Below are 16794 nucleotides of genomic sequence, written 5' to 3' on the forward strand. Positions count from 1 at the left end.
GCACACCGTCCACCGTCCACCGCACACCGCACACCGCACACCGCACACCGCACACCGCACACCGCACACCGCACACCGCACACCGCACACCGCACACCGCACACCGCGTCCGCGGTGTCGCTCACACGCGCGTCACGGCAGCGGCGCGAGCAGCCGGCGCGCTGCTTCGACCACCCGCTCGGACAACGACGCCATCGTCGGCGACTGCACGGTCCACGCGTGCCAGTACAGCGTGACGTCGGTCGGATGCGCGGGCGCGAGATCGACGAGCCCTTGCGCGTCGAGCGGCGCGCTGCCGATCAGCGGTTCCGGCACCATCGCGTAGCCGAGCCCGTGCCGCACCGCCGCGAAATGCGAATGCGTGCCCGGCACGTAGTGGCACGGGTACGCGCCCTCGGGCAACCCGAACTTCTCCTTCAGGAACGACGACTGCAGCGTATCGCGCCGCGAATACGCGACGACGGGCGCCTTGCGCGCGCTCGTGCGGTTCAGCCCGCGCGGAAACCAGCGCACCGCGAACGCGGCGGCCGCGAGCAGCCGGTAACGCATCGTGCCGAGCGGCGTCGCGAGGCAGCCGCGCATTGGCTTCGGCTCGGTCGTCACGCAGCCGACTGCCATCCCGCTTTCGAGCAACGCGAACGTGTGGTCCTGATCTTCGACGATCAGCTCGAACAGGATGCGCTCGCCCGCGAGCACGGAGGTCAGTGCCGGCAGAAACCACGTGCCGAGGCTGTCGGAATTGAGCGCGATCGTGACGGAGATCGGCGATTCGCGCTCGGTCGCGAGCGTGCTCTGCAGGTCGGCCTGCAGCAGCGCGACGCGGCGCAGGTGCTGCAGTACGCGCTGCCCGGCCACCGTCGGGCGGCACGGCCGCGTGCGCAGCACGAGCGGCGTGCCGAGGCTCGCCTCCAGCGCGCGGACCCGCTGCGTGACGGCGGATGCGGTCACGTGCAGCCGTACGGCCGCCTGCTCGAAGCTGCCCGTGTCGGCGACGGCCAGCAGCGCGGCGGCCTGCTTCGGATCGATCGTCATCGACATGTCGGTGGAATTCCTGTGAACGTAAGACGAGAACAGCCGGTAGTGTAAGTCAGTGCGTCCCGGCGACCGGGTGCGGTGCAACGTCCTGCCGCATCGCATTCGTCGTCGGAATCGGTCACGGCACGACGGTTTGCCGCACGCCGCACGCCGCACGCTGCATGCCGGTGGCGCGCGCATTTTGAACTAGGCTATATGAACGCGTGGAACCCGGCATGTGCCATGCCGGCACTTCGCGCGCGGACGTTCGCGCGTCGCGCGCAAGCCGCGGCGCGGGCGTCGTGACGATTCCCACTTGATGGAGACGAACATGTCGATTCGACTAGGCGAGGACGCGCCCGATTTCACCGCGGAGACCACCGAGGGAACGATCCGCTTTCATGAATGGATCGGCGACCACTGGGCGATCCTGTTTTCCCATCCGAAGGATTTCACGCCGGTGTGCACGACCGAACTCGGCTACATGGCCGGGCTCAAGCCGGAATTCGACAAGCGCAACACGAAGATCATCGGGCTGTCGATCGATCCGGTCAGCGATCACCGGAAGTGGGTGGCGGATATCGCCGAAACGCAGGGTCACGCGGTCAACTATCCGCTGATCGGCGACGACGAGCTGACGGTCGCGAAGCTGTACGACATGATTCATCCGAATGCGAGCGGCGGCCCGCGCACGGCGGTCGACAACGCGACCGTGCGCTCGGTCTTCATCATCGGCCCGGACAAGAAGGTCAAGGCGATGCTCGTCTATCCGATGAGCGCCGGGCGCAATTTCGACGAGGTGCTGCGCCTGCTCGACGCGCTGCAGCTCAACGCGAAGCATACGGTGGCGACGCCGGTGAACTGGAAGCCCGGTGACGATGTCATCATTCCGACGTCGGTATCGGACGATGCGGCGAAGCAGAAGTATCCGGACGGCTTCCGGACGCTGAAGCCGTACCTGCGCTACGTGACGCAACCGAGCTGACGCGCCGGGCCGGCCGGATGCTGGCCCTGCAGGACCACGACGGGGCGGCCCGCGCGACAGCGGCAGTCGCGGCGCGGGCCGGACGACGGCAGCAAGCACACATCAAACAAGCATCCACCCGCGACGGAGCGACTTCGCGATGATCTTCCGGCAACTCTTCGACCCGCAATCGTCGACGTACACGTACCTGCTCGCCGACCGCGCGTCGCGCGAAGCGGTGCTGATCGATCCCGTGTTCGAGCAGGTGCGCCGCGACGCGGCGCTGCTCGACGAGCTCGGGCTGCGGCTCGTCGCGACCGTCGACACGCACGTGCATGCCGACCACGTGACGGGCGCGTGGCTGCTGAAGCAGCGCACGGGCAGCACGATCGCGATCTCGGCCGCGAGCGGCGCGCAGGGCGCCGATCGTTATCTGAACGATGGCGACCGCTGCGCGTTCGGCGCGCGCTACCTGACCGTGCGCGCGACGCCCGGCCACACGAGCGGCTGCATCAGCCTCGTGCTCGACGACGAATCGATGGCGTTCACCGGCGATTGCCTGCTGATCCGCGGCACGGGCCGTACCGACTTCCAGCAAGGCGACCCGCGCGCGCTGTATCGCGCGGTGCACGGCCGGCTCTTCACGCTGCCGGCCGCGTGCCTGCTGTATCCGGCGCACGACTATCGCGGGCTCACGGTGACGAGCGTCGGCGAGGAGCGGCGCTTCAATCCGCGTCTCGGCGGCGATCTGAGCGAAGACGATTTTGCGGGCTACATGCGCAACCTCGGGCTCGCGCATCCGCGCCAGATCGACGTCGCGGTGCCGGCGAACCTGCAGTGCGGCGTCGCTGCGAACGCGCCCGATGTGCAGGCCGCGCCCGACTGGGCGCCGCTCGTCTATACGTTCGCCGGGTTCTGGGAAATCGATCCGCAATGGCTCGAGGATCACCTGCCGGCGGTGCAGGTCGTCGACGTGCGCGAGCCGGATGAATTCACGGGCCCGCTCGGCCACCTGCCCGGCGCAACGCCGATTCCGCTCGGCGAACTGGCCGCACGCGCCGGCGAGATCGCGCGCGACCGGCCGGTCGTGACCGTGTGCCGGGCCGGCGGACGATCCGCGCAGGCGACCGTCATTCTGCTGAAGGCCGGCTTCGATACGGTGGCCAATCTAGGCGGCGGGATGCTGCGCTGGCGTGCCGAAGGCCGCGTCGTAATGGACGGCCGGTCGTAGCGGCCCGAGTCAGTCGCACTACAAAAAAATTCCGTGCCGCTGTCGAAACGGCCGCGTGCCGTTCGTCGTCAAGGTATCCGATCACGTGGCGCCGCATCACGCGGTGCCGAAACCCTGAGAGACCGCACGATGATGCCGACGCTATACGCCCATCCCTTTTCGTCCTACTGCCAGAAGGTGTTGACTGCGCTGTACGAGAACGGCACGCCGTTCGCGTATCGCGTGCTCGCGCACGACGATCCGAAGCCGATGCAGGAGCTGACCGTACTGTGGCCGCTGAAGCGCTTTCCGGTGCTCGTCGATGCGGGCCGCACGGTGATCGAGGCGTCGATCATCATCGAGTATCTCGGCCTGAACCACCCGGGCCCCGTGCGCTTGCTGCCCGACGATCCGCATGCGGCGCTCGAGGTGCGGACGATGGATCGTTTCTTCGACAACTACGTGTCGACGCCGCAGCAGAAGGTCGTGCACGACGCGCTGCGGCCGGAAGCCGAGCGCGATGCGCGCGGTGTCGCCGATGCGCGTGCGATGCTGGAGACGTCGTACGCGTGGCTGGACAAGAAGATGGCCGATCGCGAATGGGCGGCCGGCGACCGCTTCAGCCTCGCCGACTGCGGCGCGGCGCCGTTCCTGTTCTACGCGGACTGGACGCACCGGATCGATCCGTCGTTCGCGAACGTGATTGCGTACCGCCAGCGTCTGCTGGCGCGGCCGTCGTTCGCGCGCGCGGTCGACGAGGCGCGGCCGTTTCGCTCGTTCTTTCCGCTGGGTGCGCCTGATCGCGACTGACCGGCGCGGCCGATGCGCGGCGCGCGGATGCCGCGCATGGCCGGCAGCGCGTGCCGGGGCGACGGCGGAACGTAAGCAGCGGCAGCATCGCGGCGTCTCCCCGTTACATCGTGTGGGTGGCCGACTGCGCGAGCGTCAGCAGTTCGTCGAACTGCGTGATCAACTCGAAGCACAGCAGGAACGCGAGCGTATAGGCCGGCGCAGGAAAGCGCCGGATCGCCGCCAGCACCTGTGGCGCGAAGCGCGAGCGGATTGGGTCGCGCGTCAGCAGCCACGCGATCGCGATGCCGATCGCGGCGCCCGCGATCAGGTCGGTCGGGTAGTGAAAGCCGAGATACGCACGCGGCACGCAGATGAACACGACCGCATACACCAGTGCCAACACGCCGACGCGGCGCGCGATGATGAAGATGCCGGTGGCGATCGCCATCCACAGCATCGCGTGATCGCTCGGAAACGAGCTCCATGCCTGCAGCGTGGCTGCGCGCAGTCCTGCGGACGGGAAGTGCAGGTGCAGGTCGGGGTTGTAGATCGGCCGCACGCGGAACGGCAGCACCTGGGCGAGCAGCCGGCCGAACGCGAGCGCGATGAGCCCGCTTGCGATCGTCGCGACGACCAGCTCGCGCTGCCGCTCGCGGTTCGGGCCCGGCTGGAACCACAGCCAGCACAGCACGGGAATGAGCACGAAGCCCTTGAACGTGTATAGGCCCGCAATCACGCGGATCGCGTGATTCATCAGCGGACCGAACGTGATGTGGGTGAGGAAGGTCTGGATCGTGGTGTCGAAATCGTTCATGTTCTGTGCGACCCGGGCGGACGCTCAGCGCATGACATGCGGCCGGCGGGATCGGAAAGCGCGCTCGTACCTGAGCGCAACGGGGGGCAAGTATGTCACCCGTTATTTCGAAGAAAATGCGAAAAAATACCGGGAATCCCCTGATAAAACGGGGCTGTGCGGTGGGGCCGGATGGGTGAGCGCCGCATGGCGGGGCGCATCGAATCGTCCGACGTTTTCGCATCGATGCGTACGGTCGCCGGAAAAATAATCGGTTGAACTGGACATTCGTTCGAACTGGTGCGGACCTTGCGCGGGATGGGCGTTTTTCATGCCGGATGCGCACGAATCTGCCGGGCCGCGCAGCGTCATGCGTGCGCCGATCGAAAATAAAAGAAAAGGCGGGCAAGCCCTTGTGGGCCCGCCCGCCAGGTGTGTGCGGCGCGGGAATTCAGTGGCGCCAGATCCGCACGGCGAGCGCGGCCAGCGATGTGACGACGGCCAGCGCGGTCACCGCATTCCAGCCCAGTTGCGCGAGCAACAAACTGCCGATCGCGGCGCCGGCCGCCATCCCGATGAACATGCCGACGAACAGCACCGCGTTGAGGCGGCTGCGCGACGCGGGGTCGATCCGGTAGACGATCGCCTGGTGCGCGATCAGCGTGGCCTGCACGCCGAGATCGAAGCCGATCGTCGCGACCGCGAGCAGCACGAGCTGTGCATGCGGCGACATCAGCGGCGCGGCGGCCATCGACGCGAACGACACCGTCGCGATGCCGATCCCGATGCGCGTGACGCGCTCGGGGCCGTGATGGTCGGCCATGCGCCCGGCGATCGGCGCGGCCAGCGCGCCGGCGGCGCCCGCGAGGCCGAATGCGCCAGCGGCCGCGCTGCCGAGGTGGAACGGTGCGCCGTGCAGCATCACCGCGAGCGTCGACCAGAATGCGCTGAACCCGATGGCCAGCAGCCCCTGTGCGAGCGCGGCGCGGCGCAGCGCCGGATGCTGGCGCCACAGTGCGCCGAGCGACCCGATCAGTGCGCGATACGGCAGGCGCGTGGTCGGCTCGAAGTGCGGCAGCCCGCGCGCGGCCACGACGCCGATCACGGCGACGCTGGCGGCCGCGAGTGCGAACATCGCGCGCCATCCGGCCGTCTCGGCGACGAACCCGGCCACGACGCGCGACAGCAGGATGCCGAGCAGCAGCCCCGTCATCACCGTGCCGACGATACGGCCGCGATGCGCGTCGTGCGCGAGCGTCGCGGCGGCCGGCACGACGTCCTGCGCCATCGTCGCGGCGAGGCCGATCGCGAAGCTCGCCGCGAGCAGCGGCCCGAGCGACGGCGCGATGGCGGCGAGCAGCAGCGCGACGACCAGCGTCGCGGCCTTGGTCACGATCACGCGGCGGCGGTCGAAGCGGTCGCCGAGCGGCGCGAGCAGCAGGATGCCGAGCGCATAGCCGAGTTGCGTGAGCGTCGGCACGAAGCCGATCGCCCGTGCCGACGCGCCGAGATCGGGCCCGAGCGCGCCGAGCATCGGTTGCGCGTAGTAGAGCGGGGCGACCCCGAGACCGGCAGCGGCCGCGAGCAGCAGCACGAGCCGGCGATCGGGCATCGAATGGGCGGCCGGGTGGGCCGGGGCGTGGGCTGCGCGGGGCGCGGCATCGAGTCGGGACGGAGTGGACATCGCGTACTTCCTGGATGGGGTGAAGGAATGGACGCGAGTGTGGCGGCACGCAGCCGGCCACGGTAGTGCCGCCCTGCGCAGATTTGTTATACGCTCCACGCATGACTGAAAAACCTTCCTTCTCTCCCGCTGCTGGCGGATCTCCGCGCATTCAGGCAGTGCCGCTGGACGGCGCCGGCTATCGTTTTGAGTTGATGGAAACCTTCGTACGCATAGTCGAGGCCGGCAGCCTGTCGGCCGCGGCCGCGCAACTGCATACGACGCAGCCGACGATCAGCCGGCGGCTGCAGGCGCTCGAACGCTCGCTCGGCATGCGCCTGCTGCAGCGGACGACGCACACGATGCGGCTGACCGTCGACGGCGAACGCTGCTTCAAGCGCGCGAAGGAGCTGCTGGCGAACTGGGCGGCATTCGAGGCCGATCTGCGCGGCGCACAGGAAGAGCCTGACGGGCTGCTGCGGGTCGCGGTGCCGCACGCGTTCGGCCAGGAGCGTTTCGTCGAGCCGCTCGCGCGGTTCCTGCGCGACTATCCGCGCGTATCGGTGGAGTGGCTGCTGCAGGACGAGGTGCGGGATTTTGTCGGCAGCGGCATCGATTGTGCGATCCAGGTGGGCGAGCCGACCGATCCGGCGGTGGTCGCGATCCGGCTCTCGAAGGTGCCGCGCTTCGTGGTCGCCGCGCCGTCCGTGCTGAACGGCGCCGAGGTGCCGGCCGACCCTGCCGCGCTGGCTGCGTTGCCGTGGCTCGCGCTGCGCACGTACTACCGTACCGAGCTGGCGCTCACACATTCGGTCACGGGCGAGACGCGGCGCATTGCGATCCGCCCGCGCATCACGACCGCGAACCTGTACGCGCTGCGTAGTGCGGCGCTGCTGGGAGTGGGGGCGTGCGTCGGCTCGTCATGGATGTTGGCCGACCATCTCGCACGCGGCGAGCTCGTCCACCTCGCGCCCGAGTGGCAGGCCGCGCCGTTGCCCGTCTATCTGACCTACCCGCATGCGCAGTTCTATCCGTCGCGGCTCGTGCGGTTTGCCGCGATGATGCGCGAGGCCGTGCCGGGGCTCGTCGAAGGGCGCGACGCCTGATACCTGACACCTGACGCGGGATGCGCCGCGAACGCCGGGCGGCCGCCGGGCCGTCAACCGCGCCGGATTCCTTCGGGCAGCGCGCTGATGCGGCGCACTTCGGGCGAATCGAGCCACGCGCGCGACGTCGCACAGTCGGCGAACATGTCGGTCGCATCCTCGCCCCAGAACAGGTCGCCGTCGAGTTCGAAGGTCGGCACGCCGAATACGCTGTGCGCGATCGCATCGTCGGTGTTCGCGCGCAGCGCGTCCTTCACTGGCTGGGCGTCGACCGCCGTCACGCCTTCCGGAAAGCCGACGGCTTCGCACAGCGCGGCGAAGCCTTCCGGCGTCGACACGTCCTGGCCGTCGCGCCAGATATGCCGGAAGATCCGCCGGATCGCGTCGGGTGAATTGCCCATCGCGATCGCGAGGCGCAGCGGCTTGATCGGATTGAACGGGTGCGCGGGCGGCATCCGGAACGCAATGCCGAGCTTGTCCGCGCGGTATTGCGCGTGGCGGTAGGTGAAGACGCGTTTCGCCGCGATCTCGGCCGGCGCTTTCTGGCCCCAGTGTGCGAGCAGTGCGCCGAGCACGATGGGCCGCGGCTCGAATGCGGCGGCGGCCGGCAACCGGTCGAATTGTTCCTGCTGCAGGTAGGCGAACGGCGAAACGAAATCGAAATACCAGGTGGCGGTGCGCGCGGCGTTCATCGGGAGCGTCTCCTCGTGCGGGTCCGGATGGATCGGGTGCGGGCCAGTGTCGCACGCGGCGGCGTTTTGCGCTGCCGCATCGCAAGCCCGCCGCCGGCGCGAACGCTGCTACGCGGCCTCCACCAATGCCGCGAGCCTCGCCAGCGCCATTTGCCAGCCGGTCTCGTTGTCGGCGGCCGGCACGCCGGGCGGCACCCCGTCGTGCACGGCGTCCACGCGTGTGCCGCCCGCTTCGTCGGACAGCGTAATCGTGATCGTCATCGCGCCGCGCAGCATCGGATCGTCGGTCTCGAACACGTCGATCTCGACGATCTGCTGGTCCGGCACGAGCGTGACGAAGCGGCCGTGATAGGTATCGGTGCGCGCAGTGGTCTTGCCGGTGCCGGCCGACGGCGCGTCGTAGCTCAGCGACACGCGCAGCGCGCCGCCTTCCCGTGCGTCGTACGCATGGACGCGGCACGTCATGCCGGCGGGCACCTTCCATTGCTCGACCGCGTGCGGATCGAGCAGGGCGCGGTAGACGCGGCCGCGCGGGGCGTTCAGGTGCCGGCTGACCCGGGTCGAATGCGTGTGCGTGTGCAACATGTTGCCTCCCGCGGAGCGCGCGCGACGGTGCACGCCGGAGGCCGGCGTGTCGTCATGCTTCCTTCAGGAATCCTAGGCGCGCGAGAGGCGGCATGCAATGACCGCCCACGCGGCCACGGTCGGCTCAGCGCAGGGCGGCGGCGAATTCGTCGAGTTGCGTGATGCAGGTGTTCCAGCCCTCGAAGAAGCCGAGCGCTTCGTGGCGTTCGCGTGTGGCGGCGTCCGGATGCATCACGCGCGCTTCGTAGCGGCTGCCGGCATCGTCGTCGGCCATCGTGATGATCGCCGTGAAACCCATCCACGGCGCCTGCGGCCGCCAGCCGCCCGCGAGCATCGACGTGAATGCGATGCGCGATTCCGGCACGATTTCGAGGAAGCAGCCGGGATTGTCGCTGCTGCCGCCGTCGGGGCCGCGCATGAACGTATGGAAGGCGCCGCCCGGGCGCAGGTCGAACGCGCGCACTTCGGTGGTCCACGGTTTCGGGCACCACCACTCCTTCAGCAATTCGGGGTCGGTCCATGCACGCCACAGCGCATGGCGCGGCGCACGCAGCGTGCGCGTGATGACGAGATCGTGAGCTTCAACGGGTTCGACGGGGCTTGCTGACATCTTGCTCCTCCTGGTGACGGCGTTCGACGAATTCGACGAGACGATCGGATCGTGCTTCCCACTGCGCGCGCTGCTCGGCGAGCCATGCCTCGGCTTCAGTCAGCCGGCTGCCGACCAGCGTGCAGGTACGCGAGCGGCCGGCTTTGCGGGTCTGGACGAGACCGCTGCGCTCGAGCACCGCGACGTGCTTCATGAACGACGGCAGCGCCATGTCGAACGGCGCGGCCAGCGCGGAGACGGTCCGTTCGCCATGACCGAGCGCGCTGACGATCGCGCAGCGCGTCGGATCGGCGAGGGCGTGGAAGACGTCGCTGATGCCGGGTTGAAAGTTAGCCATGTGGCTAAGTATAGGAAAAGCGGACGGCGATGCAACGGAATTTTTCGTCGCGTAGGATGATGGGGCGGTAACGCGTGCCGACCGGGTGCGGCGTTGCCGCGCACCTGCCGCCGTTGCGCGAGCCGCGACGGCCGGCTGGTGTTCCTTCCGATCCGGACGCACGCCGAACCCGCGTGTGCGACCCAACTGACTACCGGAGTGGGCATGACCGAATCTGTTACCGTCCGCCGCGTCGATGCGGGCGAAGCGATGAGCCGTGTTGAAGCGCTGGCCGACGTGCTGATCGATTGCGTCGAGGGCGGCGCGTCCGTCAGCTTCATGTTGCCGATCGCGCGGCCGACCGCCGTCGCGTTCTGGACCCACGTCGCCGATGGCGTCGCGAACGGCGAGCGCATCCTGCTCGTTGCCGAGGACGCGGCCGGCCGGATCGTCGGCACCGTGCAGGTCGTGACCGCGCAGCCCGAGAACCAGCCGCATCGCGCGGATATCTCGAAGATGCTCGTGTCGCGGCACGCGCGCCGGCAGGGCATCGCCGCGCGGCTGATGGCGGCGGCCGATTCGGCCGCGCGCGACGCCGGCAAGACCGTGCTCGTGCTCGACACCGTGACGGGCGGCGACGCCGAGCGGCTGTACGAGCGGGCCGGCTGGCAGCGTGTCGGCGTCGTGCCGAACTATGCGCTGATGCCCGACGGCGCGCTCTGCGCGACGACGTATTTCCACAAGCAGCTCGCGTGACGGCATTCGTCATGCATCCCGTCGCCCCGTTGCTCCTGTTCCTCACACTCGCGGCGGGTGCCGTGGCGCTGATCGCGCCGGTGGCGCTCGCGGTCGCGTGGCGGCGCCGCACGCAGGTGTCGTTGCGGGTGTTTTTCTACGGCATGCTGACCTTTTTCGTGTTCCAGCCGGTGCTGCGCCTGTCGTGGCAGGCGCCGTTGCTCCACTGGCTCGGGAACGATCCCCGCTGGCACCTGCCGATGCTCGTGTTCGCGGCGTTGACGGCCGGGCTCTTCGAGGAATGCGGGCGCTGGGTCGCTTTCCGGTATCTGCTGCCGAAGCGGCATGATGCACCGACGGCCGTGATGCTCGGGCTCGGGCACGGCGGGCTGGAGGCGATGCTGCTGGTCGGCGTCGGATTTCTCGCGCTCGGCACGGGCTATCTGCTCGCTCACGAGGGTGTCGTGGTGCGCGAGGGCGTGCAGTCGCTGATCGGGTCGCAGTTCGCGGGCATGACGCTGGCGTCGCCGTTTCTCGCGCTGTTCGAACGCACGAGCGCGCTGGCTGCGCATGTCGGGCTGTCGCTGATCGTGTTGCAGACGTTCGTGCGCGGGACGAAACGCTGGCTGGCGTATGCGATTGCGCTCCATTTCGTATTCGACCTTGCCGTCGTGCTGCTGACGCGGTACTGGCATGTCGATACGGTACTGGTCGAGGTGATCCTGTTCGCGTCCAGCGTCGCGCTTCTGTTGCTGGGCATGCGCTGGAGCCGCCGGACGACGGGCGCCGGCGACGCGAGCACGGGGCATGTCGCCTGATGGTCAGGGTCCGGTTCAGCCATGTGCAGCGGAGTTCAGCCGCCGGATGGCCGGCGCATGGCCCGTGCGCCACCGGCTCGCGAGGCTCACGGCCATCCCGGCCGTGACGATCGCGATGCCGGCCAGCGCCGGCGCATGCGGCCGTTCGTCGAGCAGCAGCATGGCCTCGAGCGTGGCGAGCAGCGGCATCAGCGCGGCAAAGGTCGCACCGATCGCCGGGCCGAGCGCGACGACGGCCTGGCTGAAACAGTAGAGCGCCAGTACCGACATCAGCACGCCCTGGTAGATCGCCTGCGTCGCGATGGCAGCGACCGGCGCATGCAGCACGGCGCCGCCGCGTGCGGCCAGATAGAGCGGGCAGTAGAGCACCGCGGAGCCGACCGACACGACGGCCGTCGCGTGCAGCGCACCGGCGCCGGCGCGTTTCGTCGTGACGTTATAGACGGCCCACAGCAGGCCGCCGAGCATGAACAGCACGAGGGCCGGCAACCCGATCGCGCCGCGCAGCGCATCGGACGCGGCCAGCGCGATGCCGGCCAGGATCGTGACGATGCCGGCGACCTGCGCGGCGCTCAGCCTTTCGTGCGCGACCTGCCGCCCGAGGATGGCCGTGAGCGCGATCATGCTGCCGGGCGTCAGCGCGAAGTAGCCGACCGGCGCATGGCCCAACGCCGCGGCGACAGTCAGGATGTAGGGTGCGCCCGCACCGATCACCATCAGCGCGATCGACGCCGGGCGCAGCGTGCCAAGCCCGCTGCGCAGCAGGACGGGCAGCAGCAGCGTGCCGGAGACGACGAAACGGATGAACGCGATGTCGTACGCATCGAGGGCCGAGTGCGTGACCCCGAGGCGCGTGACGACCGGAAAGCCGCCCCAGATGAGCGCCGCGAGCAATCCGTAGCCGATGCCGGCGAACCGTTCGTTTCCGTTCATGTCCTGTCCTGTCGTTGTCGTGCGGCCGTTGCGAGCCGGTTGAGGACAAGGATGCGGTGCGCCCGGTAATGCGTCCAATATATTATTTGGTCGCTATTAGGTCGCAAAAAGTCTTTGTTTCAACGAAGTGGCGGATCGCAATGGCCAGCGCCGGAACGGTTGCCCAGGTTGCGGCGAGCGCAAGCTGGGCAACCGGACGCCGGCCGGGAATCAAGCAGGGCCGCAGACGTCTCCAGTCCGATATATTCACGCAGGAAGACTTCAGCAGAACGCCCCGGAACCACCGCCTCGATGAAACGCTCCCATGTCGCTTTCGCCCTCACGGGCCTGCTTGTTGCGCTGCCGATTGCCGCGTATGCGCTCGTCAAGCCGTTGCGTGTCGTCGCGCCCGCGCTGGTTCCCGGCGTGTCGTGCCCGAGCGCCGATATCTGCACGGACGATGCCGCGAAGCTCGGCGATGCGCAGCAGCTCTATCGCGACGGCTATGCGCGCGCGGCGGCAGCCGTCGGTGCATTCCGGGAGGCGCCGCGCGTCGTGTTCTGCTCGACGCGGGCGTGTGCCGATGCGTTCGGCCTGGGCCAACGTGCGGCGCTGACGCTCGGGAATTTCGGCGTCGTCGTCGCGCCGCGCGGCTGGCAGACCTACTTTCTCGCGCACGAACTGATCCATCACCGGCAGGCCGAAGTGCTCGGCAACCTGGCCGTCGCGACCAAGCCGCGCTGGCTGATCGAAGGGATGGCTTATTCGCTCAGCGACGATCCGCGCCACCCGCTGGCGGAGCCGTTCGAAGCGTGGCGCACGCGTTTTGCCGCCTGGAATGCGGCGCGCGGCGCACAGCCGCTGTGGGATGCCGCGCGGGCGGTCGAATAGCGCGGCAAGACGCTGAAACGTCGGCGCGCACGTCGACACGCCAACACACGGCGCGAGCCGACACGTCACGACGTCATGACGCGGTTATGCCGGCGCGACCGGATCGTCGCGCCCGGCGGTGAGCGTGTCCCGCCCCGCGGCGAGGATCTCGTCGGCCAGCGCGGGATCGGTGCCGGCGATCGCGCGCGACAGCACGAGCGCGCCGACCATCTGGCTGAAGACCGCGACCGCGTCGCGACGCGTTTGCGCCGGCGTCGCGCCTTCCACGGCCACCATCCGTTCCAGCCGATCGAGATAGGTGGCGAGGCCGTGCGCATAGCACGCACGCGCCGCATCGGTCAGTCGCGGCGCATCGCCCGCGAAGCCGGACAGCGGGCATCCGGCCTCGACGTTGTCGCGATGCGCGGCCGACAGATACAGCGCCACCTGCGCGTCGAGACTGCCGGCGTTTGGCGAATCCGCGCGGTCCTGCATGGCCTTTTCCATCACCTCGGCGACCAGCGCGTCTTTCGACTTGAAGTGGTTGTAGAAGCCGCCCTGCGTGAAGCCGGCTTCCTTCATCAGCTCCGTGAGCCCGACCGCGTCGACGCCGCGCGCGCGGAACAACCGCTCGGCGGCCGCGACGATCGCGCTCCGGTTCTCGGCGGCCTGCTGTCTTGATACGCCCATCGATCCCTCCCTGATTCTGTCGATCGCGTCGATTGGAAAACACAATGTCGATCACCATTGACATGCCCGAATTGCGCGAACACAATGCACCGCAAAGACAATGGTGATCGACATTGACATCGAGTGTAGCCGACTTGGCGGTGGGTGCAAAGCCACTGCCGGAACACCGGATGGCAATCGGTCGGCGTCTTTGGCGTCGCAAGGGCAGGAGGAGCAGCGGAAGGCTCACCGTCTGCCGCCTGGCGGCGCAACGGTTCGATATGCAATGGCAGCCTGGTTTTCCACCGGATCTCATGCGCGCGGCGAGCCGGCGCGTATGCGATTCATCATGCGAAAGGAACGAACATGAAGATCGAAGGTGCAGTCGTTTTCATCACGGGCGCGAACCGCGGGCTCGGGCTCGAGTTCGCGAAGCAGGCGCTCGCCAGAGGGGCGCGCAAGGTCTATGCGGCGGCGCGCGATCCGGGCACCGTGACGCTGCCGGGCGTCGTGCCGGTGAAGCTCGACGTGACCGATCCGGCGGCCGTTGCCGCGGCGGCCGATGCCGCACGCGACGTCACGCTGTTGATCAACAACGCGGGCATCGCGCGGCTCGGCAGCCTGACCGACGACGGCGCGCCCGACGCGTTGCGCGATCACTTCGAAACCAACGTGTTCGGGATGCTGGCGATGTCGCGCGCGTTCGCGGGCATCCTCGCCGGCCAGGGCGGCGGCGCGATCCTGAACATCCTGTCCGTTGCGAGCTGGGTGAACCGGCCGATCCTGGCGGGCTACGGCGTGTCGAAATCGGCCGCGTGGGCGTTGACCAACGGCCTGCGCCATTCGCTGCGCGAACAGCGCACACAGGTCGTCGGGCTGCATGCCGGCTTCATCGATACCGACCTGACGGCTGGCCTCGACGTGCCGAAGGCGACGCCGGCCGACGTCGTGCGCCAGGCGTACGAAGCGATCGAAGCGGGGGAGGAGGAGGTGTCCACCGACGAACTCACGCGGCACGTGAAGGCCACGCTGTCGGCGGGCGTCTATCTGGAAGAGCCGGCGCAGCGTTGACGCCGCCGGCATCCCGGGCCCACCACCCGAGCTGCATGCGCAGCATGGGCGGCGGGCCGTACCATCAGACAGTGGTGTCGATGATGCCCGGGATCTTCACGTCCGGGTTCACGTCCGCGTCGTAGTCGACGCCGGCGATCTCGAAGCCGAACAGGCGCAGGAACTCGGTCTTGTAGCCGGTGAAGTCGGTCAGCTCGTACAGGTTGTCGTTCGTCACGTGGTCCCACTGCGCGACGACCTTCGCCTGAACTTGCGGATCGAGCTCCTTGTAGTCCGCGCGCAGGCGGCCTTCTTCGTCGACGTGCGGCGTCGCGCCATACAGGCTGTCCTTGAACAGGCCGTACACCTGCTCGATGCAGCCTTCGTGCGTGCCGGTTTCCTTCATCGTCTTGAACAGCAGCGACAGGTACAGCGGCATCATCGGGATCGCCGAGCTGGCCTGCGTGACGACGGCCTTCAGCACCGACACGCGCGCGTCGCCGCCGTGTGCGGCCAGCTGGTCGCGGATCGACAGCACTTTCTTGTCGAGATCCTTCTTCGCTTCGCCGATCGAGCCGTTCCAGTAGATGTCGTGCGTGATCTGCTCGCCGAGATACGTGAACGCGGTGGTCTTCGCGCCGTCGGCCAGCACGCCGGCTTCATCGAGCGCGTCGATCCACATCTGCCAGTCCTCGCCGCCCATCACGGCGACGGTGCCGTCGATCTCTTCCTGCGTCGCCGGTTCCAGCGTGACGTCGCGGAGCACTTCCTTGTCGGTGTCGAGGCCGCGGAACGTGACCGTCTTGCCGATCGGCTTGAGCGTCGAGCTGATGGTTTCGCCCGTCTTCGGATGCGTGCGGCGCGGTGCCGCGAGGCTGTAGACGACGAGGTCCACCTTGCCGAGATCCTGCTTGATGGTGTCGATCGTGACCTGCTTCACGTGGTCGGAGAATGCGTCGCCGTTGATGCTGCGCGCATAGCGCCCCTTTTCGGTGGCGAATTTCTCGAACGCGGCGCTGTTGTACCAGCCTGCCGTGCCCGGCTTCGTTTCGCTGCCGGCGCGCTCGAAGAACACGCCGAGCGTGTCCGCGTCCGAGCCGAAGGCGGCCGAGATCCGGGCGGCGAGGCCGTAGCCGGTCGACGCGCCGATCACGAGCACCTTTTTCGGGCCGTTGGCGATCGGGCCGTGCGAAGTCACGTAGTCGATCTGTTCCTTGACGTTGGCTTCGCAGCCGACCGGATGAGTCGTCACGCAGATGAAGCCACGCACGCGCGGTTTGATGATCATGGAAACCTCTAGTCAGAAAGGCTGGGATGGCCTGAATTCGGGAAAATCCCGCGCATTGTAATGGATGCGGCAGATCGCGGGCGGGCGCAGCCGGAACCGGGCGGATCGTTCAGTAATTTCTCTCTTGACAGAAATAACTGAAATGCCTAAATTTCACGTCATGGAACTCACACCGATTGCCGAACGATTCATTCTCCACTGGGGCGAAATGGGCTCGCGGTGGGGCGTCAACCGCACTGTTTCGCAGATCCACGCGCTGCTGTATCTGGCCGGCCGGCCGATCGCGGCCGACGAGATCGCCGAGACGCTCAACGTGGCGCGCTCCAACGTCAGCACGAGCCTGAAGGAACTGCAGGCGTGGCGGCTGGCGAAGGTCGTGCACGTGCTGGGCGACCGCCGCGACCATTTCGAGACGTCGACCGACATCTGGGAACTGTTCAAGCTGATCGTCGAAGGGCGCCGGCAACGCGAGATCGAGCCGACGCTCACGGTGCTGCGCGACTGCCTGACGAATCCGGAGATCGCTAACGAAAGCCGCGAGACCGAGCAGCGCATCCGCGACACGCTGCAGTTCGTCGAGACGCTCACGACCTGGTCGGACGAGATGCTGCGGCTCAAGCCCGATACGCTGATGAAGGCGCTCGGCATCGGCGCGAAGATCAGCCAGACGGTCAGGCGCAAGCCGTCGAAGTAAGCGGGTCGCGGAG

At 68.1% G+C, this 16794-nt stretch carries 19 protein-coding genes; 9 read left to right on the forward strand and 10 right to left on the reverse strand.

Translation table 11 applies throughout. From position 1 onward, the window contains the following. Nucleotides 1-132: 132 nt before the first annotated feature. Nucleotides 133-1038: an HTH-type transcriptional regulator ArgP gene (locus BCEP18194_RS23675; protein ID WP_011353794.1), complete on the reverse strand. Its 906-nt coding sequence runs from the start codon at nucleotides 1036-1038 to the stop codon at nucleotides 133-135. A gap of 307 nt (nucleotides 1039-1345) precedes the next feature. On the opposite strand from BCEP18194_RS23675, the gene BCEP18194_RS23680 reads away from it, so the two are divergent. From BCEP18194_RS23680 to BCEP18194_RS23690, 3 genes are all read left to right on the forward strand, one after another. Continuing rightward, nucleotides 1346-1999, forward strand: coding sequence for a peroxiredoxin (locus BCEP18194_RS23680; protein ID WP_011353795.1), 654 nt, complete (start codon nucleotides 1346-1348; stop codon nucleotides 1997-1999). Between the two features lie 139 nt (nucleotides 2000-2138). Beyond that, entirely contained in the window at nucleotides 2139-3209 is a 1071-nt protein-coding gene (locus BCEP18194_RS23685) for an MBL fold metallo-hydrolase (RefSeq protein ID WP_011353796.1), read from the forward strand. A gap of 129 nt (nucleotides 3210-3338) precedes the next feature. Beyond that, nucleotides 3339-3998, forward strand: a complete 660-nt coding sequence (locus tag BCEP18194_RS23690; protein ID WP_011353797.1) for a glutathione S-transferase family protein — start codon at nucleotides 3339-3341, stop codon at nucleotides 3996-3998. A gap of 103 nt (nucleotides 3999-4101) precedes the next feature. Here the strand turns inward: BCEP18194_RS23690 and BCEP18194_RS23695 are convergent, their stop codons facing one another. Next, nucleotides 4102-4794 carry a phosphatase PAP2 family protein gene (locus tag BCEP18194_RS23695; RefSeq protein WP_011353798.1) on the reverse strand — a complete coding sequence of 231 codons (693 nt, stop codon included), beginning with the start codon at nucleotides 4792-4794 and terminating at the stop codon, nucleotides 4102-4104. A gap of 430 nt (nucleotides 4795-5224) precedes the next feature. Next, nucleotides 5225-6457, reverse strand: a complete 1233-nt coding sequence (locus BCEP18194_RS23700; protein ID WP_011353799.1) for an MFS transporter — start codon at nucleotides 6455-6457, stop codon at nucleotides 5225-5227. 101 nt (nucleotides 6458-6558) lie between these two features. On the opposite strand from BCEP18194_RS23700, the gene BCEP18194_RS23705 reads away from it, so the two are divergent. Next, nucleotides 6559-7542: a LysR family transcriptional regulator gene (locus BCEP18194_RS23705; RefSeq protein WP_011353800.1), complete on the forward strand. Its 984-nt coding sequence runs from the start codon at nucleotides 6559-6561 to the stop codon at nucleotides 7540-7542. Nucleotides 7543-7595: 53 nt separating this feature from the next. On the opposite strand, the gene BCEP18194_RS23710 is transcribed toward BCEP18194_RS23705, so the two are convergent. The 4 genes from BCEP18194_RS23710 to BCEP18194_RS23725 all read right to left on the reverse strand — a co-directional run bounded on the left by BCEP18194_RS23710 (nucleotide 7596) and on the right by BCEP18194_RS23725 (nucleotide 9766). Further along, nucleotides 7596-8234 carry a 2-hydroxychromene-2-carboxylate isomerase gene (locus BCEP18194_RS23710; protein ID WP_011353801.1) on the reverse strand — a complete coding sequence of 213 codons (639 nt, stop codon included), beginning with the start codon at nucleotides 8232-8234 and terminating at the stop codon, nucleotides 7596-7598. A gap of 108 nt (nucleotides 8235-8342) precedes the next feature. Next, nucleotides 8343-8819, reverse strand: a complete 477-nt coding sequence (locus tag BCEP18194_RS23715) for an SRPBCC family protein (protein ID WP_011353802.1) — start codon at nucleotides 8817-8819, stop codon at nucleotides 8343-8345. Nucleotides 8820-8943: 124 nt separating this feature from the next. Further along, nucleotides 8944-9429: an SRPBCC family protein gene (locus tag BCEP18194_RS23720; protein WP_011353803.1), complete on the reverse strand. Its 486-nt coding sequence runs from the start codon at nucleotides 9427-9429 to the stop codon at nucleotides 8944-8946. Continuing rightward, complete coding sequence (locus tag BCEP18194_RS23725) at nucleotides 9401-9766, reverse strand: ArsR/SmtB family transcription factor (protein WP_011353804.1); 366 nt, start codon at nucleotides 9764-9766, stop codon at nucleotides 9401-9403. The genes BCEP18194_RS23720 and BCEP18194_RS23725 overlap by 29 nt, the downstream gene beginning before the upstream one ends. Nucleotides 9767-9970: 204 nt before the next feature. Between BCEP18194_RS23725 and BCEP18194_RS23730 the strand changes: the two genes are divergently transcribed. Both BCEP18194_RS23730 and BCEP18194_RS23735 read left to right on the forward strand, forming a co-directional pair. Next, nucleotides 9971-10501: a GNAT family N-acetyltransferase gene (locus BCEP18194_RS23730; protein WP_011353805.1), complete on the forward strand. Its 531-nt coding sequence runs from the start codon at nucleotides 9971-9973 to the stop codon at nucleotides 10499-10501. Continuing rightward, the gene (locus tag BCEP18194_RS23735) at nucleotides 10498-11298 is read left to right on the forward strand and encodes a YhfC family intramembrane metalloprotease (protein WP_244273064.1); all 801 of its coding nucleotides are present in this window, start codon (nucleotides 10498-10500) and stop codon (nucleotides 11296-11298) included. The genes BCEP18194_RS23730 and BCEP18194_RS23735 overlap by 4 nt, the downstream gene beginning before the upstream one ends. 15 nt (nucleotides 11299-11313) lie before the next feature. On the opposite strand, the gene BCEP18194_RS23740 is transcribed toward BCEP18194_RS23735, so the two are convergent. Further along, nucleotides 11314-12231 (reverse strand): DMT family transporter, encoded by a 918-nt coding sequence (locus BCEP18194_RS23740; RefSeq protein WP_011353807.1) that lies wholly within the window; start codon nucleotides 12229-12231, stop codon nucleotides 11314-11316. Nucleotides 12232-12522: 291 nt separating this feature from the next. Here BCEP18194_RS23740 and BCEP18194_RS23745 point away from each other — a divergent pair, with 291 nt between their 5' ends. Next, nucleotides 12523-13101, forward strand: a complete 579-nt coding sequence (locus BCEP18194_RS23745; RefSeq protein ID WP_011353808.1) for a membrane protein — start codon at nucleotides 12523-12525, stop codon at nucleotides 13099-13101. An 84-nt stretch (nucleotides 13102-13185) separates the two neighbouring features. Here BCEP18194_RS23745 and BCEP18194_RS23750 read toward each other — a convergent pair whose 3' ends face one another. Beyond that, complete coding sequence (locus BCEP18194_RS23750; RefSeq protein WP_011353809.1) at nucleotides 13186-13770, reverse strand: TetR/AcrR family transcriptional regulator; 585 nt, start codon at nucleotides 13768-13770, stop codon at nucleotides 13186-13188. A gap of 345 nt (nucleotides 13771-14115) precedes the next feature. Here BCEP18194_RS23750 and BCEP18194_RS23755 point away from each other — a divergent pair, with 345 nt between their 5' ends. Next, nucleotides 14116-14820 (forward strand): SDR family oxidoreductase, encoded by a 705-nt coding sequence (locus tag BCEP18194_RS23755; protein ID WP_011353810.1) that lies wholly within the window; start codon nucleotides 14116-14118, stop codon nucleotides 14818-14820. A 64-nt stretch (nucleotides 14821-14884) separates the two neighbouring features. Here BCEP18194_RS23755 and fabV read toward each other — a convergent pair whose 3' ends face one another. Continuing rightward, the gene (gene fabV, locus BCEP18194_RS23760) at nucleotides 14885-16087 is read right to left on the reverse strand and encodes an enoyl-ACP reductase FabV (protein ID WP_011353811.1); all 1203 of its coding nucleotides are present in this window, start codon (nucleotides 16085-16087) and stop codon (nucleotides 14885-14887) included. Between the two features lie 160 nt (nucleotides 16088-16247). On the opposite strand from fabV, the gene BCEP18194_RS23765 reads away from it, so the two are divergent. Continuing rightward, entirely contained in the window at nucleotides 16248-16781 is a 534-nt protein-coding gene (locus tag BCEP18194_RS23765) for a GbsR/MarR family transcriptional regulator (protein ID WP_011353812.1), read from the forward strand. The last annotated feature ends 13 nt before the right edge of the window (nucleotides 16782-16794 follow it).

Source organism: Burkholderia lata (assembly GCF_000012945.1).
Lineage (GTDB): Bacteria > Pseudomonadota > Gammaproteobacteria > Burkholderiales > Burkholderiaceae > Burkholderia > Burkholderia lata.